Raw genomic sequence first — 17,970 nt, 5'->3', positions numbered from 1 at the left:
GCCCGGCGCCCGGTCAGCCGGCGAGGACGCTGGGGGCCGCCGCCGCCCAGCGCTCGGCCCAGCGACCGACGGGGGCGACACCCGCGGCCTCCAGACGGCCGTGGCCGAGCACGGAGTAGGCCGGCCGCGGGGCGGGCCGCGCGAAGTCGGCGGAGGTCGTCGGGCTCACCGTCTCCGGGTCCAGGCCGGCGGCGGCCACCACGGCGCGGGCGAAGCCGAACCAGGACACGGCCCCGGTGGCCGTCCCGTGGTAGACCCCGCCCGGGGCCCGGGCGGCGACGAGCCGCAGGACGAGGTCGGCCAGGTCCACGGTCCACGTCGGCTGGCCGACCTGGTCGTCCACCACCGACACCGCCCCCCGCTCGCGGGCCACGCGGGCGATGGTGCGCGGGAAGCACGGGCCGTGGGCGCCGTAGAGCCAGGCGGTCCGCACGACGAGGTGGTCCCGGGACGCGGCCAGGACGGCCCACTCCCCCGCCGCCTTCGTCCGCCCGTAGGCCGACCGGGGCGCCACGTCGTCGTCCTCGTCGTAGGGGCGCGTCCCGTCCCCGGCGAAGACGTAGTCCGTGGACACGTGCACGAGCCGCGCGCCGGCGGCGGCCGCGGCGCGGGCCAGGAGCGCCGGCGCCGTCGCGTTGACCGCGAACGCCGCGGGCTCCTCCGTCTCCGCCGCGTCGACCGCCGTGAAGGCCGCGCAGTTCACGACGAGGTCCACGTCCTGCACGGCCGAGCGCACCGCGGCGGCGTCCGTCACGTCGAGGGCCCGCCGGTCCGGGGCGACCACGTCCTCGCCGGCACGCACCAGCGCAGCCCGCAGGTCCGTGCCGAGCATCCCGTTGCCACCCACGACCAACCAGCGCACGTCTCTCCTGCTCTCGCGGACCACCCCGCCCCCGCGCCGGGCGGGGGCAGGCGGCCGGACGGCCGCGGGGCAGACCACACCCTAGGGTCCGCGGGGGTGGCGCGGACCGGCGTCCCGCCGTGGCCCGCGCCACCCCGCGCCCGTGCCCGCGACGGGCCCGTGACGTGCCGCTCCCGTAGGGTGAGCCCGGCGCGCCGGCGGGGCGCGACGGGCCCGCGACGGGCGTGACCGGCCGCGAGGCGGGAAGGGGACGCCGGTGGAGCTCCGGGAGCTGCAGGTGCCGGGGGCGTGGGAGATCACCCCGCGCCAGTTCGGCGACCCCCGCGGGGTCTTCCTCGAGTGGTTCAAGCAGGAGGGGCTGGCCGAGAGGCTGGGCCACCGTCTCGACCTCGGGCAGGCCAACCTGTCGGTGTCGGCCGCGGGCGTGGTGCGCGGGGTGCACTTCGCGGACGTGCCGCCCGGGCAGGCCAAGTACGTCACGTGCGCCCGCGGGGCCGTGCTCGACGTCGTCGTCGACGTCCGGGCCGGCTCGCCGACCTTCGGGCGCTGGGACGCGGTCCTCCTCGACGACGTCGACCGCCGGGCCGTGTACCTCTCGGAGGGGCTCGGGCACGCGTTCTGCTCGCTCGAGGACGGCTCGACCGTGCTGTACCTGTGCTCGACCCCCTACGCCCCCGGGCGGGAGCACGGCATCCACCCGCTCGACCCCGCGATCGGCATCGAGTGGCCGACGCAGGCGCGCGACGGCAGCCCGCTCACCCCGCTGCTCTCGGAGAAGGACGCGGCCGCACCGGGCCTGGCGCAGGCCGAGGCGGACGGCCTCCTCCCCCGCTGGGACGAGGTCCAGGGCTACCTCGCCGGGCTGCGCTCGCACTGACACCGCCGCCGCACGGGCGGGTGCGCGGCGGGCCCCCACCCGGCCGACCACGGGCACGCCGGGCCGACCCGTGGGTCGGCCCGGCGGCGCGCTCTACCGGCCCAGCTCGGTGTAGCGGCGCTCCGTCGCGTCCTTCTGCGGCCGCCACCACGCCTCGTTCGCCCGGTACCACTCGACCGTGGCCGCGAGCCCGTCCCGGAACGTCGTGTAGCGCGGCTCCCACCCGAGCTCCGTGCGCAGCTTCGTGGCGTCGATCGCGTACCGCAGGTCGTGGCCCGGGCGGTCCGTGACGAGGTCGTAGGCGTCGGGCTCCTGCCCCATGAGCTCGAGGATCGTCTCGACGACGGTCCGGTTGTCCTTCTCGCCGTCGGCGCCGATGAGGTACGTCTCCCCGGCCCGGCCCTTCTCGAGGATGGTCCAGACCGCGGAGTTGTGGTCCTCGACGTGGATCCAGTCGCGGACGTTCTCCCCCGTCCCGTAGAGCTTGGGCCGGACGCCGTCGAGCACGTTCGTCACCTGCCGCGGGATGAACTTCTCCACGTGCTGGTACGGGCCGTAGTTGTTCGAGCAGTTCGAGAGCGTGGCCTGCACGCCGAAGGAGCGCGCCCAGGCCCGCACGAGGAGGTCGGACGAGGCCTTGGTCGAGGAGTAGGGGCTCGAGGGGTTGTACGGGGTCTCCGGGGTGAACCTCTCCGGGTCGTCGAGCTCCAGGTCCCCGTACACCTCGTCGGTGGAGATGTGGTGGTACCGCACCCCGTGCCGGCGGACCGCCTCCAGGAGCTGGTACGTGCCGAGGACGTTCGTCCGCACGAAGGGCCACGGGTCGTGCAGGGAGTTGTCGTTGTGCGACTCCGCCGCGAAGTGGACCACCACGTCCGTCGCGGCGACGAGGCCGTCCACGACGTCCGCCTCCGCGATGTCGCCGCGCACGAAGGTCACCGCGTCGGCCACCGGGGCGAGGCTGCGCTCGTCGCCCGCGTACGTCAGCGCGTCGAGCACCGTGACCTCGACGTCCGGGTGCTCCCGGACGGTCTGGTGGACGAAGTTGGCGCCGATGAAGCCGGCGCCGCCGGTGACGAGCATGCGCATGGGTCCGCCTCCTGGTCCCCGCGGGGGGCCGGGTCGCCCCCGCGCGCGGGCGCGGCGGGGTGTGGTCAACAGCCGCCGAATCTAGCCCACCGGGCGCCGCGGCCGGCGCGGCTCGGGCGTCGCGTGCAGCGCCCCGGTGACGTCGACGAGCGTGCGGTGGATGCCCGCCGCGAGCGGCGTGCGCGCGTGCCGGTCCACCGACGGGAGCACGACCGACCGCAGCCTCAGGTCGCGCGCCTGGAAGCGGGCGGTCGGCGAGGCGCCGAGGACCACCCGGGGGCGGCGCCCGAAGACCCGTCGGCACTCCCCCAGCAGCGCCCCGACGGACGCGGCGTGCTGGGAGGCGAGCACCTTGACCTGCACCCCGTCGACGGGCGTCGTGCGCGGGTCGAGCAGGTCCAGGACCATGAGCGCGCAGTCGTCGACGAACACGTAGTCGCGCAGCGTGTCGAGGGACACGTAGACGCTCAGCGGCTGCCCGACCACGTGCGCGCGGCACAGCTGCGAGATCAGCCCCTGGGGCTTGGCGAGGTTCTGACCCGGCCCGTAGAGGTTCGCGATGCGTCCGAGCACCACGCCCACGTCGGGCGAGGCCAGCGCCGCCACGACCGCCTCGGCCCGGAGCTTGCCGTGCCCGTACGGCGCGAGCGGGGCGGGGACGGTCCGCTCGTCGAACGGGGCGCCCCGCGCCCCCGCGTACAGGCCCCCGGCGGACGAGGCGAAGAAGACGCGGCCGGGCGTGCCCGCGGACGCGGTCCGCAGGTGGTCCGCGGCGGCGGCGAGGACCCCGAGCTCGACCTCGAGCTGCGCCGGGGTGGAGGCGGTGACGGCCGCACCCGCGCACCAGGCGACCGACCACGGGCCGCCCCCCGCCCGGTCGAGGAGCTCGTCGACCGCGACGCGGAGCGCGGCGACGGAGTCCGCGGGCCGGGACCACGGCACCCGGGGTGCGACGACGGGGACGCCGCGGCGGCGGAGGGCGCGGACCACCGCCGACCCGAGGAGGCCCCCGGCGCCGACCACGAGCACCGCCCGCGGGCCCTCCGCCGGGTGCGGCGGGCCGAGGGGAGGCACCGGGCCGTCCGGGGCGGCGGCGCTCACCGCTGCCGGCGGCCCAGGGGACCGTCGGCCGGGTCGCCGACGATGAGGTAGGGCGGCTTGCCGATGGCCATGTTGACCGCGACCCCGACGTACTCCGCGACGATCCCCAGGGCGAAGAGGATCGCGCCCGTGCCGACGAGCAGCACGACGATCGTCGACGTCCAGCCCTCCGCCACCGGCCCGCCGACGAGCCGGCTGACGAGCAGGTAGAGCGCGAAGGCGATCCCGAGGATGGCGAACGCCACCCCGGTGACGCTCACGGCGCGCAGGGCGCGCGTGCCGCTCGAGAGCACCATGCGCCAGAAGTGCGACAGGAGGCTGCGCAGGCGGTAGCCGGACTCGCGGTCCTCGGCGCGCAGCGTCACGGGCGCCTGCGCCACGCGACCCGCGACCCAGCCGAGCGCCACGTCGAGGTAGACGCCGGGGCCGGCGTAGGCGGCCACGGACCGGCCGATCTCGCCGAGCACGAGGCGGAAGCTCTGGTACACCGTGGCGTCCGTGCCGCCCGTGAGGGACCGGACGACGACCTTCGAGCCCCGCGACGCCGCGTTGCGGAGCGCACCGTGCGGCGGGGAGTTCGTCGGCCGGCCGTAGACGACGGAGGCGTCGGCCGCGAGCGCCGCGTCGAGCAGCGACCCGATGTCGCCCGGGTCGTGCTGGCCGTCCTCGTCGAGCGTGACGATCCAGTCCCCGCCGGAGGACGCCATCCCCGCCAGCGTGGCGGGGTGCTGCCCGAAGTTGCGCGACAGCCACACGGGGCGGACGAACTCGTGCTTGCGCGCGAGCTCCCGGATGACCCGGGCGGAGTCGTCGGGCCCGTTGTCGTACACGGGGAGCACCTCGTCGACCACCGCGAGGTGCCCGGCCGCCGTGCGGAACGGCACGGTGAGCCGCTCGATCTCCGCGACGAGCGCCTCGAGCGTCTTCTCGCCCTGGTACACGGGGATCACGAGGGACAGCCGGTGCGGCTCGTCGGCCCGCCCCGGCTCCTCCGTCGCGCTCACGCCGCCGACTATAGTCGAGGGGTTCCCGCGCACCCGGACGCCTCGCGCCGGGGCGCGCCACCGCGTCCGCCGCGACCCGGCGCCGCCGGCGAGAGCGAGACCCCCGACCGTGCCCCAGCCCCAGGACGCCGCCCCCGGGCGCGCGACGGGACCCGGGGCGGCGGCGCCCCCGGAGCCCCTGGCGCCCCCGGTGGCCGGCGGCGCCCCGGCCCCGACGGCGGGCACCCCCGCCCCGCCCGCCGGGATGGAGGGCTCGCTCGGCCCCCTGTTCCGCCTCGTGCGGGACCAGCGCGTCGCCTTCCTGCTCGTCGGCGCCTTCAACACCGCCATCGGCACGGCGTGGTTCGTCGTCTTCGAGCTCAGCATCGGCCAGCGGTTCGGCTACATGGCCAGCCTGCTGTGCGCGCACGTGGCGGCCGTGCTCACCGCGTTCGTCCTCTACCGGCGCCTCGTCTTCCGCGTCCGGGGCCACGTCTGGCTCGACCTGTTCCGCTTCGAGCTGGTGAACCTCACCTCGCTCGGCGTCAACGCCGTCGCCCTCCCCTTCACGGTCGAGGTGCTGGGCCTGGCGCCCATCGTCGGGCAGCTGCTCGTCACCCTCGTGACCGCCACCATCAGCTTCTTCGGGCACCGGGGCTTCTCGTTCCACCGCCGGCGCCCCGCCGACGACGCGCCCCCGACCTCGCCCCCGACCTCGCCCCCGACCTCGGAGGACCCCGCGTGAGCGACCGGCCCGACGCCCCCCAAGCCCCCGGCCCCCGACCCCCGCGGGTCTCGGTCGTGGTCCCCGCGTTCCGCAACGCGGACTACATCGCCGCGACGATGGACTCCGTCCTCGCGCAGACCTACCCCGACCTCGAGGTCGTCGTCGCCGACCACTCCTCGACGGACGGGACCTGGGAGATCCTCCAGCGCTACGCCGCGGACCCGCGGGTCCGGCTCCTGCGCACGCCCGCGGGCGGCGGGGCCAAGCGCAACTGGGACGCGGTGAGCCGGGAGGCGCGGGGGGAGCTGCTCAAGCTCGTGTGCGGCGACGACCTCGTCCGCCCCACGCTCGTGGAGGAGCAGGTGCGCGCGTTCGACGAGGGCGGCGAGGACGTCGTGCTCGTCGCCTCGCAGCGCGACCTCGTCGACGCCGACGGGCGCGTCTTCGTGCGGGGCCGCGGGCTCGCGGGGCTGCGCGGCCGGCTGCCGGGGGCGCAGGCCCTGCGCGTGACGGTCCGGGCGGGCACGAACGTCTTCGGCGAGCCCGCCTGCGTCCTGCTGCGCCGCTCCGCCCTCGAGGCGGCCGGCTGGTGGGACGACACGAGCCCGTACTACATCGACGCGGGCACCTACGCCCGGGTCCTCGTCCAGGGCGACTTCGTGCCCGTGCGCCGCTCGCTCGCGGCGTTCCGCGTGTCGGCGTCCCAGTGGAGCGTGCGCCTCATGCGCGACCAGGCGCGCCAGGCGGCGGTCTTCCACCGGTCCGCGCGGGCACTGGCCCCCGAGGCCGTCTCCGCCGCCGACGTCCGCCGCGGCGACGCGCTGGCCCAGGTCGCGGCGCTGCAGCGGCGGGCGGCCTACCTCGTGCTGGGGCGGCGCATGCGCCCGCGCGCGGGCGCGGGCGCGGCCGCCTCCGCCTGAGCCAGTCCACGCCCGGCCCGGACCGGTCGGGCCCGGCGCCCGGGGCCGGTGCGTCCGCGGGCACCGGGCGGGCGCGTGCACCGCGGCGGCGCGACGAGCGGTTACCGTCGGTGGGACGGGACAGGGCGCGCCGCCGAGGGTGCGCGGCGAGGACGGCGGGGGCATGCGCGCACGGGGGACGACGACGGGACGGGGCGGGGCGCGGCACGCGCGCGGCGGGGCGGCCGGGGCGGCGCTGCTGGCGACCGGGCTCGTCCTCGCGCTGACGGGGTGCACGGGGGGCGGCCCGGCCGCCGCCGGCAGCACGCCGCCGTCCGCCGGCCCCACGGAGGCGGCGCCGACGTCCGCCGCCCCCTCCCCCACGGCGAGCGGACCGGCCGAGCCGGCCGCGAGCGCCACCCCCGACGCTCCGGGGACGGCCGAGCCGGCCCCGTCCGCCACGGCCGACCCGCCCCCCGTGGGCGCCGACGGCCGCCGCGCCGCCACGCCGAGCATCACCTACGCGGCGGCGCTCGGGGACGGGACGGCCGAGGTCGACGCCGTCGTCGCCGAGGTGGTGGAGACGGGCGGGACCTGCACCGTCACGCTCCGCGCCGGCGCGGAGGTCCGCCAGGCCAGCGTCGCCGCGTTCGCCGACGCCACCACCACGGTCTGCGAGCCGGCGCTGCTCGACGTGGAGGGCCTGACCGGCGCCGCCGTCGTCGACGTCGAGTACTCCTCGCCGACCTCGACGGGCACGTCCGCCCCGACCTCGCTGGAGCTGGGATGAGCACCGTCCGCACCGCACGCCCCGGCCTGCGCGGGCTCGTCGCCCGCGTCCTGGCCCTCGCCCTCGTGGCCGGCACCGCCGTCACGGCCGGCGTGGCCGGGCAGGTCGCCACGGCCCCGCCCGCGGCCGCGGCCGACGCCCGCGACTTCGACCCGGGCTCCATCATCTCGGACAGCGTCTTCTACGACCCGGGCACGATGAGCGCGGGCCAGATCCAGACCTTCCTCGACGCCCGGGGCTCGAGCTGCGTCGACGGGGAACGGCCGTGCCTCAAGCGGTACACGGAGGACACGCCCAGCCGCCCGGCGGAGGCGGGCCTGTGCGCCGGCTACGCCGGGGCCGCGGGCGAGAGCGCCGCGACCATCGTCGCCCGCGTGGCCGACTCCTGCGGGGTCAACCCCCGGGTGCTGCTCGTGCTCCTGGAGAAGGAGCAGAGCCTCGTCACGCGCACCCGACCCACGCTCTACGCGTACCAGCGCGCCACGGGCTTCGGGTGCCCGGACACCGCGCCCTGCGACGCGGAGTACTTCGGCTTCTCGAACCAGGTGTACCGGGCCGCGCGCCAGTACAAGGTGTACGCCTCGCGCCCCACGCGGTACGCGTACCAGGCGGGCCGGACCAACACCATCGGCTACCACCCGAACGCCGTCTGCGGGTCCGCCCAGGTCACCATCCGCAACCAGGCGACGGCGGGCCTGTACATCTACACGCCCTACGTCCCGAACGCCGCCGCGATGGCCAACCTGTACGGCAGCGGCGACAGCTGCAGCGCCTACGGCAACCGCAACTTCTGGCGCATCTTCACGGACTGGTTCGGCAGCACGCAGGCCGGCAGCCACCTGCTGCGCACCGCGACCGACGACCGCGTCTGGCTCGTCGTCGACCAGGAGCGCTACCACGTCCGGGACCTGGCGATGCTCGACGCGCTGGCGCCGCTCGGGCCCGTCGGGGTGGTCTCCCAGACCTACCTCGACCGGCGTGCCGACCGCGGGCCGGCCTCCCCCTTCGTCGTGGACCGGGGCGACGGCGCCGTGTACCTGCTCGACCGGGGCACGCGCCGCCACTTCCGCAGCTGCACCGACGTGGCCGCGTACGGCGCGTCCTGCGGCGCCCTCACGGCGCTCAACCCGGCACAGGTCGACCTCTTCGCCGACCGGGGCGACGTGACGCGCCTCGTGCGCACGCCGCAGGGGCAGCACTACTGGGTCACGGACGCCACCCTGCGGGAGATCCCCGACCTCGTGGCGCTCCAGGCGACGCTGCCCGGCGTCGCGCCGACCGACCTCCCGCGCGCCGCCGTGGCGCACCTGCCCGTCGGCGTGCCCGTGGTCCGGGACGCGACCGTCGCGGTCCGCCGGGAGGACGGGGCCGCCGTGCTCGTCGACGGCGGCGCCACGACCTCGCTCGACGCCTCCCTGATGGCGACCCCGCTGTGGGGCCTGCCGCGCGGCGTCCTCGACGGCGCCTCCATCGAGCGCCTCGGCGCCGGCGGCGTCACCACCGGCGTCTTCGCCGACGGCGCCCGGCGTCTCCTGCTGACGACCGACGGGCTGCTGCCCCTGGCGGACGCGGGCACCCTCCCCGTGCCCGCCCCGCCGGCGAGCACGGCCCTGCGCCGGGCCCTCGGCGTCCTCCCCGCCGCCACCGCCCCGCCGGTGGTCAAGGAGCCGGGCACGCCGACGGTGTGGCGCCTCGAGGCCGGCGTCCGCCGGGCCGTCGGGAGCTGGGCCGACCTCGTCGCCCTCACCGGCGGGACGCCCGCCGTGCGCACCGTGGCCACGTCGACCCTCGCGCGCGCCGCGACGGGCACGCCGGTCCTGTCCCCCGGGACGCTCGTCCGGCCGGCCGACGGCGCGGAGATCTACCTCGTGGACGGGGTCTCCGGGCTCGTCCACGTCGACGCGCTGGCGGTCCCGCGGCAGCTGGGGCTCACGGGCTGGACGACGGTCCCCCGCCCGGCCCTCGCGGGCTACACGGTGGCGCGCGCCTACCTGTCCCCCGTGCTCACGTGCTTCGGGCGCAGCTACCTCGGGGACGGCACCGGTCCCGTGCTGCGGACGCCGGCCGTGGCCGACCCGCCGACCCTGCCCGTGACCCGGCCCGCGGACGCGACCTGCCGGGCGCTGCCCCTGCGCACCCCGCCGGCGCCGGAGCGCGGCCCCGTCTTCGTCCGCTCCGCGGCGGCCGACACGGTCTACCTCCTCACGGCCACGCAGCGGCGTCCGGTGACCGGGTGGTCGGCGCTCGTCTCGCTCGCGGGGTCGCCCCGTCCCCTCATCGCGGTCCTGTCCGACGCGTCCGTGGCGGCGATCCCCCTCGGGGCGCCGGCACCCTGACGGCCGCGGGCACCCGGCGGCGGCCGCGGGCCGCGCCGGCTGGCCGGTCGCCGGCCCCGTCGTCGCCGGCCCCGGTCGCCGGTCCCGTCCTCGGCGGCGTCAGACGCCGTCGGTCGACCGGCCGGCCGTGCCGCTGCTCGTCGCCCCCGCCGGCAGCGGCGTGGCCTCCCCGGCCGCGGGCCGGACGGGTCGGCCGGGTGCCGGGTCCGCCGGGGCGACCCCGGCCGGCCGGCCGCGGCGCCGGCGGAGCACACCCGCCGCGAGCGACCACGCCAGCAGCCCCGCGACCCCGACGACGGCCGCCGGCCGCCCGACCCCCCACCCGGCGGCCTCGAACGAGACGTCGACGACCCGCCCGGCCCGTCCCGCCGGCACGTCCACGGTGACGAGGAAGTCCTCTGCCGGGGCCGCGAGGGTGCCGCCGCTCACGCGGTAGCCCGGCCAGTCCAGCCGGCTGAGGACGACGCGCCCCCCGGCGGGGGACGCCACCGACATCCGGACGCGGGTGTCCGACTGCTCGACGGTGGTCACCTCCAGGCCGCGGGACGTCGAGACGACCCCGCCCGCGCCGGGCACGGGCGTGTCCCGGCTCCACAGGAGGGTCGTCGGCGTCTCCTCCGACAGGTGCCAGCCCTCGGGGACGACCGGGTCCCCGTCGAAGGCGGCGCGCACGAGCTGCACGTGGGAGACGGCGAGGAGGTCGACGAGCAGGCGCTCGCCGTTGCCCACCTGGACCGGCGTGAAGAGCGCGCCGAGGGCCTCGGGGCAGGTCTCGCCGCGCCAGTTCATGCACAGCCGCCAGGCGTAGGCGCGGTAGGACAGCGGCGTGTAGACGTTCTGCACGCTGGCGTCGTTGAGGTACCAGGCGTTGGCCACGAGCGTGTCGTCCCAGGTGCCGCGGGGAGGGGCACCGCGCTCCCCGGCCTCGGTGGTGGGGGCGCCGACGACGATGACGTCCCCGGGGCCGACGTCCGCCAGGGGCGCCCGGTACTCCTCCACGGCGGCGGGCAGGCCGAAGTCGGGCAGCCAGGTCCGGGGGAACCAGTGCTGCTGGGCGAACCCCACGAGCAGCACCGTCGCGACCGCCACGCCGGCGAGGGCCCGCGGCCGCACCGCGGGCCGGAGGGCGCCGGGACGCCGCGCGAGGCGCGCCACCCGCGCAGGCAGCACCCCGCCCAGGGCCCACCACGCCGCCGTGAGGCCGGCGGCGGCGAGGAGCCCGCCGACGACCGCGATCGTCCGGTGCTCGGGCACCTGCGCGTAGCCGAGGTAGGTGCCGAGCGCGACCACCGCGAGGGCCAGGCCCAGCCGGCGCACCGAGGGCCGCGGGGCCGCCGCCCGGGACAGGCCGACCACCAGCAGGAGCACCACGGTGAGGACGAGGTACGGGTGCATGCGGACGGGGAACCGCAGCGGGCCCAGGTTGCTCGGGCCGACGAGGAAGGCCGTCGCCACCACGAGGAGGACGGCGATCGCCGACCAGCGGCGCCAGGTCGCGGCGAGCCGCCGCACGTCGACGAGCGCCACGAGCGGCAGCGCCCACGCGGAGTACAGCAGGGGGACGCTGGCGGTGCCGCCCCACCACCCGCCGACCTGCGGCTGCGTGAGCGGCACGACGCCGGCGAGGAGCCCGGACAGGTCGGCGACGAGGAAGTTGTCGTTCGTGACCTCCTCCGAGTCCCGGACGGTGACGTCCGCCGCGAGGATCCCGGGCAGGTACACCGCGAGCGCCACCAGCCCGAGGAGGACCCCGAGGCCGACGACGCGCACGACCGGGACGGCCCGCGCCCGGGCCGGGCGCCCGTGCCCGCCGAGCCAGGCCTCGAGCGCGACGCCGGCACCGACGACGACGAGGGCGATCGTCCCGTGGACGTACCCCACGGTGACGACGAGGTACCCCAGCACGCCCGCGAGCAGGGGGTTCCCGCCGGCCGCCGCCCGGCGCAGCGCGGCCCAGAACCCGGGCAGGAGCGCCCAGGTGAACAGGCCCGTGACCCAGGACGCGGCGTCCATGTACAGCGTGAAGCCGCCGAACGGCACGAGGACCGCGGCGAGGAGCGCCAGCTCGTGGCGGACCTCGTAGGAACGGGCCAGGGCGAACGTCGTCAGCGAGGCCACGACGAGGAACAGCACCTTCACGGCCGTCGTGAGCAGGACGGCGTCGCCGACGACGGTGGCCGCCAGGCCGAGCAGGAGGACCACCGGGTTGAGGACGCCCCACTGGCCCTCGGCGAGGACGTTGCCGGCCTGCCAGGTGGACACCTCCAGCAGCGGCAGCGTCCCGGCGCGCAGGCGCTCCCCGAGCTCGTACCAGATGCCGTAGGCACCGGCCTGGGTGTCGTCCGCGAAGTAGAAGCGGCCGTCGCCCAGCAGGGGCAGGAGCGCACCGACGAGCACGGCGAGCGCGGCGGCGGCAGCCCAGAGGGACGTGAGGCGGCGAGGCACCGGCCGATCCTACCGAGCGGGCACCCGGCGCAGGCCCGGGCGTGCCGGACGGACGCGGCGGGCCGGCGGCGGACGCCGCCCGCCCTAACCCTCCCGCATGCGACGGACGACCTCGTGCGACGGCCCGTCGGCCACGAGGCGCCCGCGCTCGAGGAGCACGCCACGGGTGCACAGGCCGGCGACCATGTCGAGGTCGTGGCTGACGACGACGAGGGTCCGCCCCTCCCCGGACAGCGCGCGCACCCGGTCCAGGCACTTGCGCTGGAACGGCTCGTCGCCGACGGCGAGGATCTCGTCGATGAGGAACACGTCCGGGTCGCTGTGCACGGCGACGGCGAAGGCCAGGCGCAGGAACATGCCCGAGGAGTAGTGCTTCACCTCGGTGTCGATGAAGCGCTCGATCTCGCTGAACGCGACGATGTCGTCGAACCGCTGCGTCACCTGGCGCTCGTCCATCCCGAGGATGGCGCCGTTCATGAAGACGTTCTCGCGGCCCGTGAGGTCCGGGTGGAAGCCCGCGCCGACCTCGATGAGGCCCGCCACCCGCCCGCGGACGCGCACGCGCCCCCGGTCCGGGCGCATGACCCCGGACACGACCTTGAGCAGCGTCGACTTGCCGCTCCCGTTGAAGCCGAGCAGGGCCACGCTCTCGCCGCTCGCGACCGTGAGGTCGACGTCGTCGAGCGCGCGGAACTCCTCCGTGGTGCGCCGCCCGCGGACGGTCGCGACGACCCGCTCCTTGAGCGAGCGCTCGTGGCTGAGCCGGAAGTCCTTCGTCACGCCCTGCACCTCGACGGCGGTGACCATCACAGCTCCTGGGCGAAACGGCCCTCGAGGCGCCGGAACACCAGCTGGCCGACGAGGACGACGAGGACGGACACGCCGAGGCCGAGCAGCCCGGTCCACAGCAGGTGCGGCGGGAGCGCGGCCTCGCGCGAGGTGGCGGGCCACCAGAAGGCGCGGTGGGAGAGCTCGACCGCCACCGTGAGCGGGTTGAGCTGGTAGAGCGTGAACACCCAGCCCGGCAGGACGGCCGCCACCCGGTCCCACGTGTAGAGCACCGGCGAGACCCACGTCGCCAGCATGATGACGAGGTCGACGAGGTTCTCCGCGTCGCGGAAGAGGACGTTCACCGCCCCGGCCAGCATGCCGAGGCCGAGCGCGAGGAGGGTCACCATCACGAAGGCGAGCACGGCGGCCACCACCGCGCCGAGGTCGGGCCGCCAGCCGAAGCCGACCGCGCCGACGAGCAGCACGAGCACCTGCGGGAGCAGGTGCACGGCCGACACCCAGACCGACGCCGCCGGGAACAGCTCCCGCGGCAGGTACACCTTCTTGACCAGGGGGGCGTTGCCGACCACGGACCGCGTCGCGTTCCCGAAGCCCTCGCCGAAGTAGTTGATGACGACGATGCCGGAGAACAGGTAGACGGCGTAGTCCTCCGTCCCCCGGTTGAGCTCGAGGAAGACCCCGAGCGCCAGGTAGAACGCGAGGAACTGGGTCGCCGGCTTGACGTAGGACCACAGCATGCCCAGCGCCGAGCCCCGGTACCGGACCCGGAGCTCCTTCTTCACGAGCAGCCGCAGGAGGAACCGCCGGTCGAGGACGTCGAGGAGGCCGCGCCCCCGCCCCGGCTCGACGAGCGCGGTGGCGCTCACCCGTCCTCCCGCGGGGCGAAGGCGGGGCGCCACGCCTCCGGGGAGACCAGGTCGTCGAGGGACGCGCGGTAGCGCTGCGCGAGCTCCGGCCACTCGCGCAGCACCCGGGCGTGCAGCTCCCCGCTGCGCCGCAGGAGGTCGCGGAACAGCTCGGGGTCCCGGTGGTACCAGGCCGCGCCGCCGCCGTCGGACGTCGAGACGACCGCCGAGTCGAACTGCGCGAGGAGCCACCAGCGGGCGTCGACGGCGGCGACCTGCGCCTCCGGGGCCTCCTGGGCCGACGGCCGGGTGGGTCGCAGCTGCTTGACCACGCCGACCGCGGCCATCGCCAGCGCCGGCAGCCGGCCCTCGGGGAGGGTGACGTCCTCGCCCTTGCGGGGCAGCTTCTCGCGTCGCGGCGCCGGGTAGGCCCCGGGGTCGGAGGACACGCGGGCGTCGGGGAAGCGCGCGCGGACCTGCCGGATGCGCGGCAGGCGCGTGGCCAGGTCGCGGTGGAGGTGCTCCGGGCCCTCGAGCAGGTCCTCCAGCGCCTGGAGCCGCAGCTCGGCGACGGAGTACTGGGAGGACAGCAGGTGCCGCACCTGGTGCAGGAAGCTCTCGCGGACGAGCCGCCCGCCGCGCTCGTACCGGGAGTGCAGCAGGGCCGCGACGAAGCGGTTGCGCTGGTGGTAGTACGCCTGCCAGTCCAGGGAGTCGTCCTTGTCCGTCCACGGCACGTGCCAGACGGCGACGCCGGGCAGGGACACCGTCGGGACGCCGGCGGCCTTGGCGCGCAGCCCGTACTCCGCGTCGTCCCACTTGATGAAGAACGGCAGCGACAGGCCCAGGTCGCGGACGACGCCCGTGGGGATGAGGCAGTTCCACCAGCCGTTGTAGTCCACGTCCACGCGCCGGTGCAGCTCGGCCGTCGTGCGCAGCGAGGACCGGTCGAGGTGGAAGCCGTGGCTGTCGCGCAGCACCGGCCCCCACCAGAAGCGCCACGGCTGCACCCGCTCGCCCATGGAGTGCAGGAAGGCGCGGTCGAACATGCTGAACATGTGCCCGCCGACGATCGTCGGGGTCCGGGCGAGGTCCCCGAAGGCGACCGCCCGCAGGAGCCCCTCGGGCTCCGTGCGCACGTCGTCGTCCGAGATGAGCACGTAGTCGCTGCGCCCGGCGTCGACCGTCTCGAGCATGCCCCGGGAGAACCCGCCGGAGCCGCCGAGGTTGCCCTGGTGGATCACCCGCAGGCGTCCGCCGAGCGCCGCCTCGGCCGCCGCGAAGCCCTCCGCGTCCTCCGGGTGCTGCGTGCCCTGGTCGACGAGCAGCACCGCGTCGAGGACCGGCAGCACCTCCGGGTCCGCCCCGAGCTGCCCCAGCAGGGCGACGACGTCGTCGGGCCGGTTCAGCGTCGTGATGGCGACCGTCGCGGTGCCCTGGTGCGTGCCCTCCGGCACCTCCGCCGTCCAGGCGGCGTGCTCGAGCGTGCAGGGGCCGTCCCCGGCGACGACGTCGAACCAGTACCAGCCGCCGTCCGCGAAGCGGGTCAGCGGGAGCTCGATCGCCAGCTCCTCCCCCGACGCCGGGGCCGCCTCCGAGGTGACGCGGCTGACGTCCCCCTTCGCGTTCGACCGGTACACGAAGACCGAGCCCGTGCCAGACACCCGCACCCGCAGCGTCACCGAGGCCACGGTCGTCCAGCGGCGCCAGTAGGAGGCGGGGAAGGCGTTGAAGTAGGTGCCGAACGAGCTGCGGCCCGAGGCCGGCACGCGGTACCGGTGCCGGTCCAGGACCTGCTCGAGCCGCTGCGGCGCCGCCCCGGCCGGCTCGTCCTCGGGCGCCCCGGCCACGGCGGCGGCGCGCACGGAGGTCCCCTCCACGTACAGCGGGAGCACGTCGAGGTCGCCCTCGACCGGCAGCACGACCCGCTGCAGCACGCGGGTGGTCGTCGGGGCCGCCGTCGTCGTGCTCACAGGTCCACCCCGCCGCTCTCGAGCCCGGCGCCGCTGCGCAGCGCGGGGACCACCCGGTTGTCGACGGCCGTCAGGGCCGCGCCGATCGCCATGTGCATGTCGAGGTACTTGTAGGTGCCCAGACGCCCCCCGAAGAGGACCTGGCGCTCGCCGCGGGCCAGGTCGCGGTACGCCAGCAGCCGCGCACGGTCCGCGGCCGTGTTCACGGGGTAGTACGGCTCGTCGCCCCGCTCGGCGAAGCGCGAGTACTCGCGCATGACCACCGTGCGGTCCGTCGGGTAGTGCGTCCGCTCGGGGTGGAAGTGCCGGAACTCGTGGATGCGGGTGTACGGCACGTCCAGGTCGGGGTAGTTCATGACGGGGGTGCCCTGGAAGTCGCCGATGTCGAGCACCTCCTGCTCGAAGTCCAGCGTGCGCCAGCTGAGCTCGCCCTCGACGTGGTCGAAGTAGCGGTCCACCGGGCCGGTGTAGACGACGGGGACCTGCCCGACGACGGAGCGGCGGTTGACGGGCTGGCCCTCGTCGAAGAAGTCGGTCCCCAGGCGCACCTCGATGCGCGGGTGGTCGGCCATCCGCTCGATCCAGCGCGTGTACCCGTCGACCGGCAGGCCCTCGTACGTGTCGTTGAAGTACCGGTTGTCGTACGTGTAGCGCACGGGCAGCCGGCTGATGATGCCCGCGGGCAGCTCGCGCGCGTCCGTCTGCCACTGCTTGGCCGTGTAGTCGCGGATGAACGCCTCGTACAGGGGGCGCCCGATGAGGGAGATGCCCTTCTCGTCGAGGTTCTCCGGCTCCTTGCCGCCCAGCTCCGCCGCCTGCTCCCGCAGGAGGGCGCGGGCGGCGTCGGGACCGAGCGCCGAGCGGAAGAACTGGTTGATCGTGCCGAGGTTGATCGGCATGGGGTACACCTCGCCGCGGTGCGTGGTGTAGACCCGGTGCACGTAGGACGTGAACGCGGTGAACCGGTTGACGTACTCCCACACGCGCTCGTTCGACGTGTGGAACAGGTGCGCCCCGTAGCGGTGCACCTCGATGCCCGTCGTGGGCTCGTCCTCGGTGTAGGCGTTGCCGCCGATGTGGTCCCGGCGGTCGATCACCAGCACCCGGGCGCCGAGCTCCTCCGCGCACCGTTCGGCGACGGTGAGCCCGTAGAACCCGGAACCCACCACGACGAGATCGACGTCCACGCCCACTCCCTCTCCTCGGACAACCGCCTCAGGCTAGTCGGTGCTCCACCGCGGCCCGCGCGCGGCGCGGCGTGGCCGGTCCCGGACACCGCGGCCCGCCCGGGTGGCGGCGGTGCCACCCGGGCGGTGACGCTCGGGGGACGGCACGGTCGCCGATGACCGGGCCCCGACGCCCGAGGAGCACCATGACGTCCCGCAAGTCCCTCGCCTCCGCCGCCGCCGCGGCCGCCCTCCTCGCCGCCGGGCTCACCGCGGCCCCCGCCGCCGCCGCCCCGGGCACCATCGGCGACCTCTGGCAGGTCGAGTGGTCCGGAGCGCTGTTCGACGTCTACTCCGACGAGGGCGTGCCCGTCGCCGTGCAGCTCACCTACGACGAGTGGGTGGACCTGGGCCGCCCCGCCCCGGACGGCATCGCGCCGGTCGAGGTCTACCGGGCCCCCTGGTCCCGGGTCGTCTCGGCGGTCGCGTACTTCGGCGACCCGGCCGACCCGGAGACGACGTTCCTCGCCGAGGCGCTCACCTTCTCGGACTGGCAGTCCATCGGTGCGCCGGACCCCGCGGTCGAGGTCTACCCGGGGTCCGGCTTCCTGCAGTGGGGCACGTCCGCCGAGGTGTTCGGCGTCGATCCCGGCTCGTACACGAAGCTCTCGTACGACCAGTGGTCCGACCTCGGCCGGCCGGAGCCCGAGGTGCAGGCCGACATGGGCGTGGCGAAGCTCTCGTGGGACCCGGGCATCGCCTACATGACGTCCCTCGAGGCCGGCCAGGGCACGCCGCTCGCCTACGCCGAGTGGTCCGAGCTGGCCATGCCGACCCCGCTGGTCGTCACGAGCTTCCCCGGCGAGACCGTCTACCGGATCGGCTCGGGGTCGACGGTCTACTACGCCGGCCCCACGGTGAACCGCGCCCTGACCTTCGCGGAGTGGACGGCGCTCGGCCGCCCGACCCCCGAGCGGCGCTGACGCCGGGCGTCGCCCGGCGACGCCGCAGCACCGCCGGGCCCGTCGCAGCCGCGGCGGGCCCGGCGGTCGTGCGGGCGGCCCCGTGCCGCCCCCGGCCACGCC

The 17,970-nt window shown here is 76.2% G+C and carries 15 protein-coding genes; 6 read left to right on the top strand and 9 right to left on the bottom strand.

Going from position 1 to position 17,970, the window contains the following annotated elements:
- Nucleotides 1-13: 13 nt before the first annotated feature.
- Nucleotides 14-862 carry a dTDP-4-dehydrorhamnose reductase gene (rfbD, locus tag EJA20_RS11000; RefSeq protein WP_129338197.1) on the bottom strand — a complete coding sequence of 283 codons (849 nt, stop codon included), beginning with the start codon at nucleotides 860-862 and terminating at the stop codon, nucleotides 14-16.
- A 256-nt stretch (nucleotides 863-1,118) separates the two neighbouring features.
- Between rfbD and EJA20_RS10995 the strand changes: the two genes are divergently transcribed.
- Entirely contained in the window at nucleotides 1,119-1,739 is a 621-nt protein-coding gene (locus EJA20_RS10995; RefSeq protein WP_129338196.1) for a dTDP-4-dehydrorhamnose 3,5-epimerase family protein, read from the top strand.
- A 93-nt stretch (nucleotides 1,740-1,832) separates the two neighbouring features.
- Here the strand turns inward: EJA20_RS10995 and rfbB are convergent, their stop codons facing one another.
- The 3 genes from rfbB to EJA20_RS10980 form a co-directional block, all read right to left on the bottom strand.
- A complete protein-coding gene (gene rfbB, locus EJA20_RS10990; RefSeq protein ID WP_129338195.1) occupies nucleotides 1,833-2,828 on the bottom strand; it encodes a dTDP-glucose 4,6-dehydratase in 996 nt (331 codons plus the stop codon).
- Between the two features lie 81 nt (nucleotides 2,829-2,909).
- Nucleotides 2,910-3,902, bottom strand: a complete 993-nt coding sequence (locus EJA20_RS10985; protein WP_240675379.1) for an NAD-dependent epimerase/dehydratase family protein — start codon at nucleotides 3,900-3,902, stop codon at nucleotides 2,910-2,912.
- Between the two features lie 23 nt (nucleotides 3,903-3,925).
- Nucleotides 3,926-4,933, bottom strand: coding sequence for a glycosyltransferase (locus tag EJA20_RS10980; RefSeq protein WP_240675378.1), 1,008 nt, complete (start codon nucleotides 4,931-4,933; stop codon nucleotides 3,926-3,928).
- 109 nt (nucleotides 4,934-5,042) lie between these two features.
- Between EJA20_RS10980 and EJA20_RS10975 the strand changes: the two genes are divergently transcribed.
- The 4 genes from EJA20_RS10975 (at nucleotide 5,043) to EJA20_RS10960 (ending at nucleotide 9,664) form a co-directional block, all read left to right on the top strand.
- Nucleotides 5,043-5,657, top strand: a complete 615-nt coding sequence (locus EJA20_RS10975) for a GtrA family protein (RefSeq protein WP_240675377.1) — start codon at nucleotides 5,043-5,045, stop codon at nucleotides 5,655-5,657.
- Complete coding sequence (locus EJA20_RS10970; protein WP_164983943.1) at nucleotides 5,654-6,559, top strand: glycosyltransferase family 2 protein; 906 nt, start codon at nucleotides 5,654-5,656, stop codon at nucleotides 6,557-6,559. Before EJA20_RS10975 ends, EJA20_RS10970 begins: the two co-directional genes overlap by 4 nt.
- A gap of 163 nt (nucleotides 6,560-6,722) precedes the next feature.
- Nucleotides 6,723-7,328, top strand: coding sequence for a hypothetical protein (locus tag EJA20_RS10965; protein WP_129338194.1), 606 nt, complete (start codon nucleotides 6,723-6,725; stop codon nucleotides 7,326-7,328).
- Nucleotides 7,325-9,664: a hypothetical protein gene (locus tag EJA20_RS10960; RefSeq protein ID WP_129338193.1), complete on the top strand. Its 2,340-nt coding sequence runs from the start codon at nucleotides 7,325-7,327 to the stop codon at nucleotides 9,662-9,664. Before EJA20_RS10965 ends, EJA20_RS10960 begins: the two co-directional genes overlap by 4 nt.
- Before the next feature lie 99 nt (nucleotides 9,665-9,763).
- Here EJA20_RS10960 and EJA20_RS10955 read toward each other — a convergent pair whose 3' ends face one another.
- From EJA20_RS10955 to glf, 5 genes are all read right to left on the bottom strand, one after another.
- Nucleotides 9,764-12,109 carry a hypothetical protein gene (locus tag EJA20_RS10955; protein WP_129338192.1) on the bottom strand — a complete coding sequence of 782 codons (2,346 nt, stop codon included), beginning with the start codon at nucleotides 12,107-12,109 and terminating at the stop codon, nucleotides 9,764-9,766.
- An 84-nt stretch (nucleotides 12,110-12,193) separates the two neighbouring features.
- On the bottom strand, nucleotides 12,194-12,916 hold the full coding sequence (locus EJA20_RS10950; RefSeq protein WP_129338191.1) for an ABC transporter ATP-binding protein: 723 nt from the start codon (nucleotides 12,914-12,916) through the stop codon (nucleotides 12,194-12,196).
- A complete protein-coding gene (locus tag EJA20_RS10945) occupies nucleotides 12,916-13,767 on the bottom strand; it encodes an ABC transporter permease (protein ID WP_129338190.1) in 852 nt (283 codons plus the stop codon). The genes EJA20_RS10950 and EJA20_RS10945 overlap by 1 nt, the downstream gene beginning before the upstream one ends.
- On the bottom strand, nucleotides 13,764-15,719 hold the full coding sequence (locus tag EJA20_RS10940) for a glycosyltransferase (RefSeq protein WP_129338189.1): 1,956 nt from the start codon (nucleotides 15,717-15,719) through the stop codon (nucleotides 13,764-13,766). The genes EJA20_RS10945 and EJA20_RS10940 overlap by 4 nt, the downstream gene beginning before the upstream one ends.
- Nucleotides 15,716-16,906 (bottom strand): UDP-galactopyranose mutase, encoded by a 1,191-nt coding sequence (gene glf, locus EJA20_RS10935; protein WP_129338188.1) that lies wholly within the window; start codon nucleotides 16,904-16,906, stop codon nucleotides 15,716-15,718. Before glf ends, EJA20_RS10940 begins: the two co-directional genes overlap by 4 nt.
- 185 nt (nucleotides 16,907-17,091) lie before the next feature.
- On the opposite strand from glf, the gene EJA20_RS10925 reads away from it, so the two are divergent.
- A complete protein-coding gene (locus EJA20_RS10925; RefSeq protein ID WP_164983942.1) occupies nucleotides 17,092-17,868 on the top strand; it encodes a hypothetical protein in 777 nt (258 codons plus the stop codon).
- Nucleotides 17,869-17,970 lie beyond the last annotated feature (102 nt).

The organism is Cellulomonas endophytica, from assembly GCF_004123805.1.
GTDB lineage: Bacteria > Actinomycetota > Actinomycetes > Actinomycetales > Cellulomonadaceae > Cellulomonas > Cellulomonas endophytica.
This window is presented reverse-complemented; position numbering and strand designations above follow the sequence as displayed.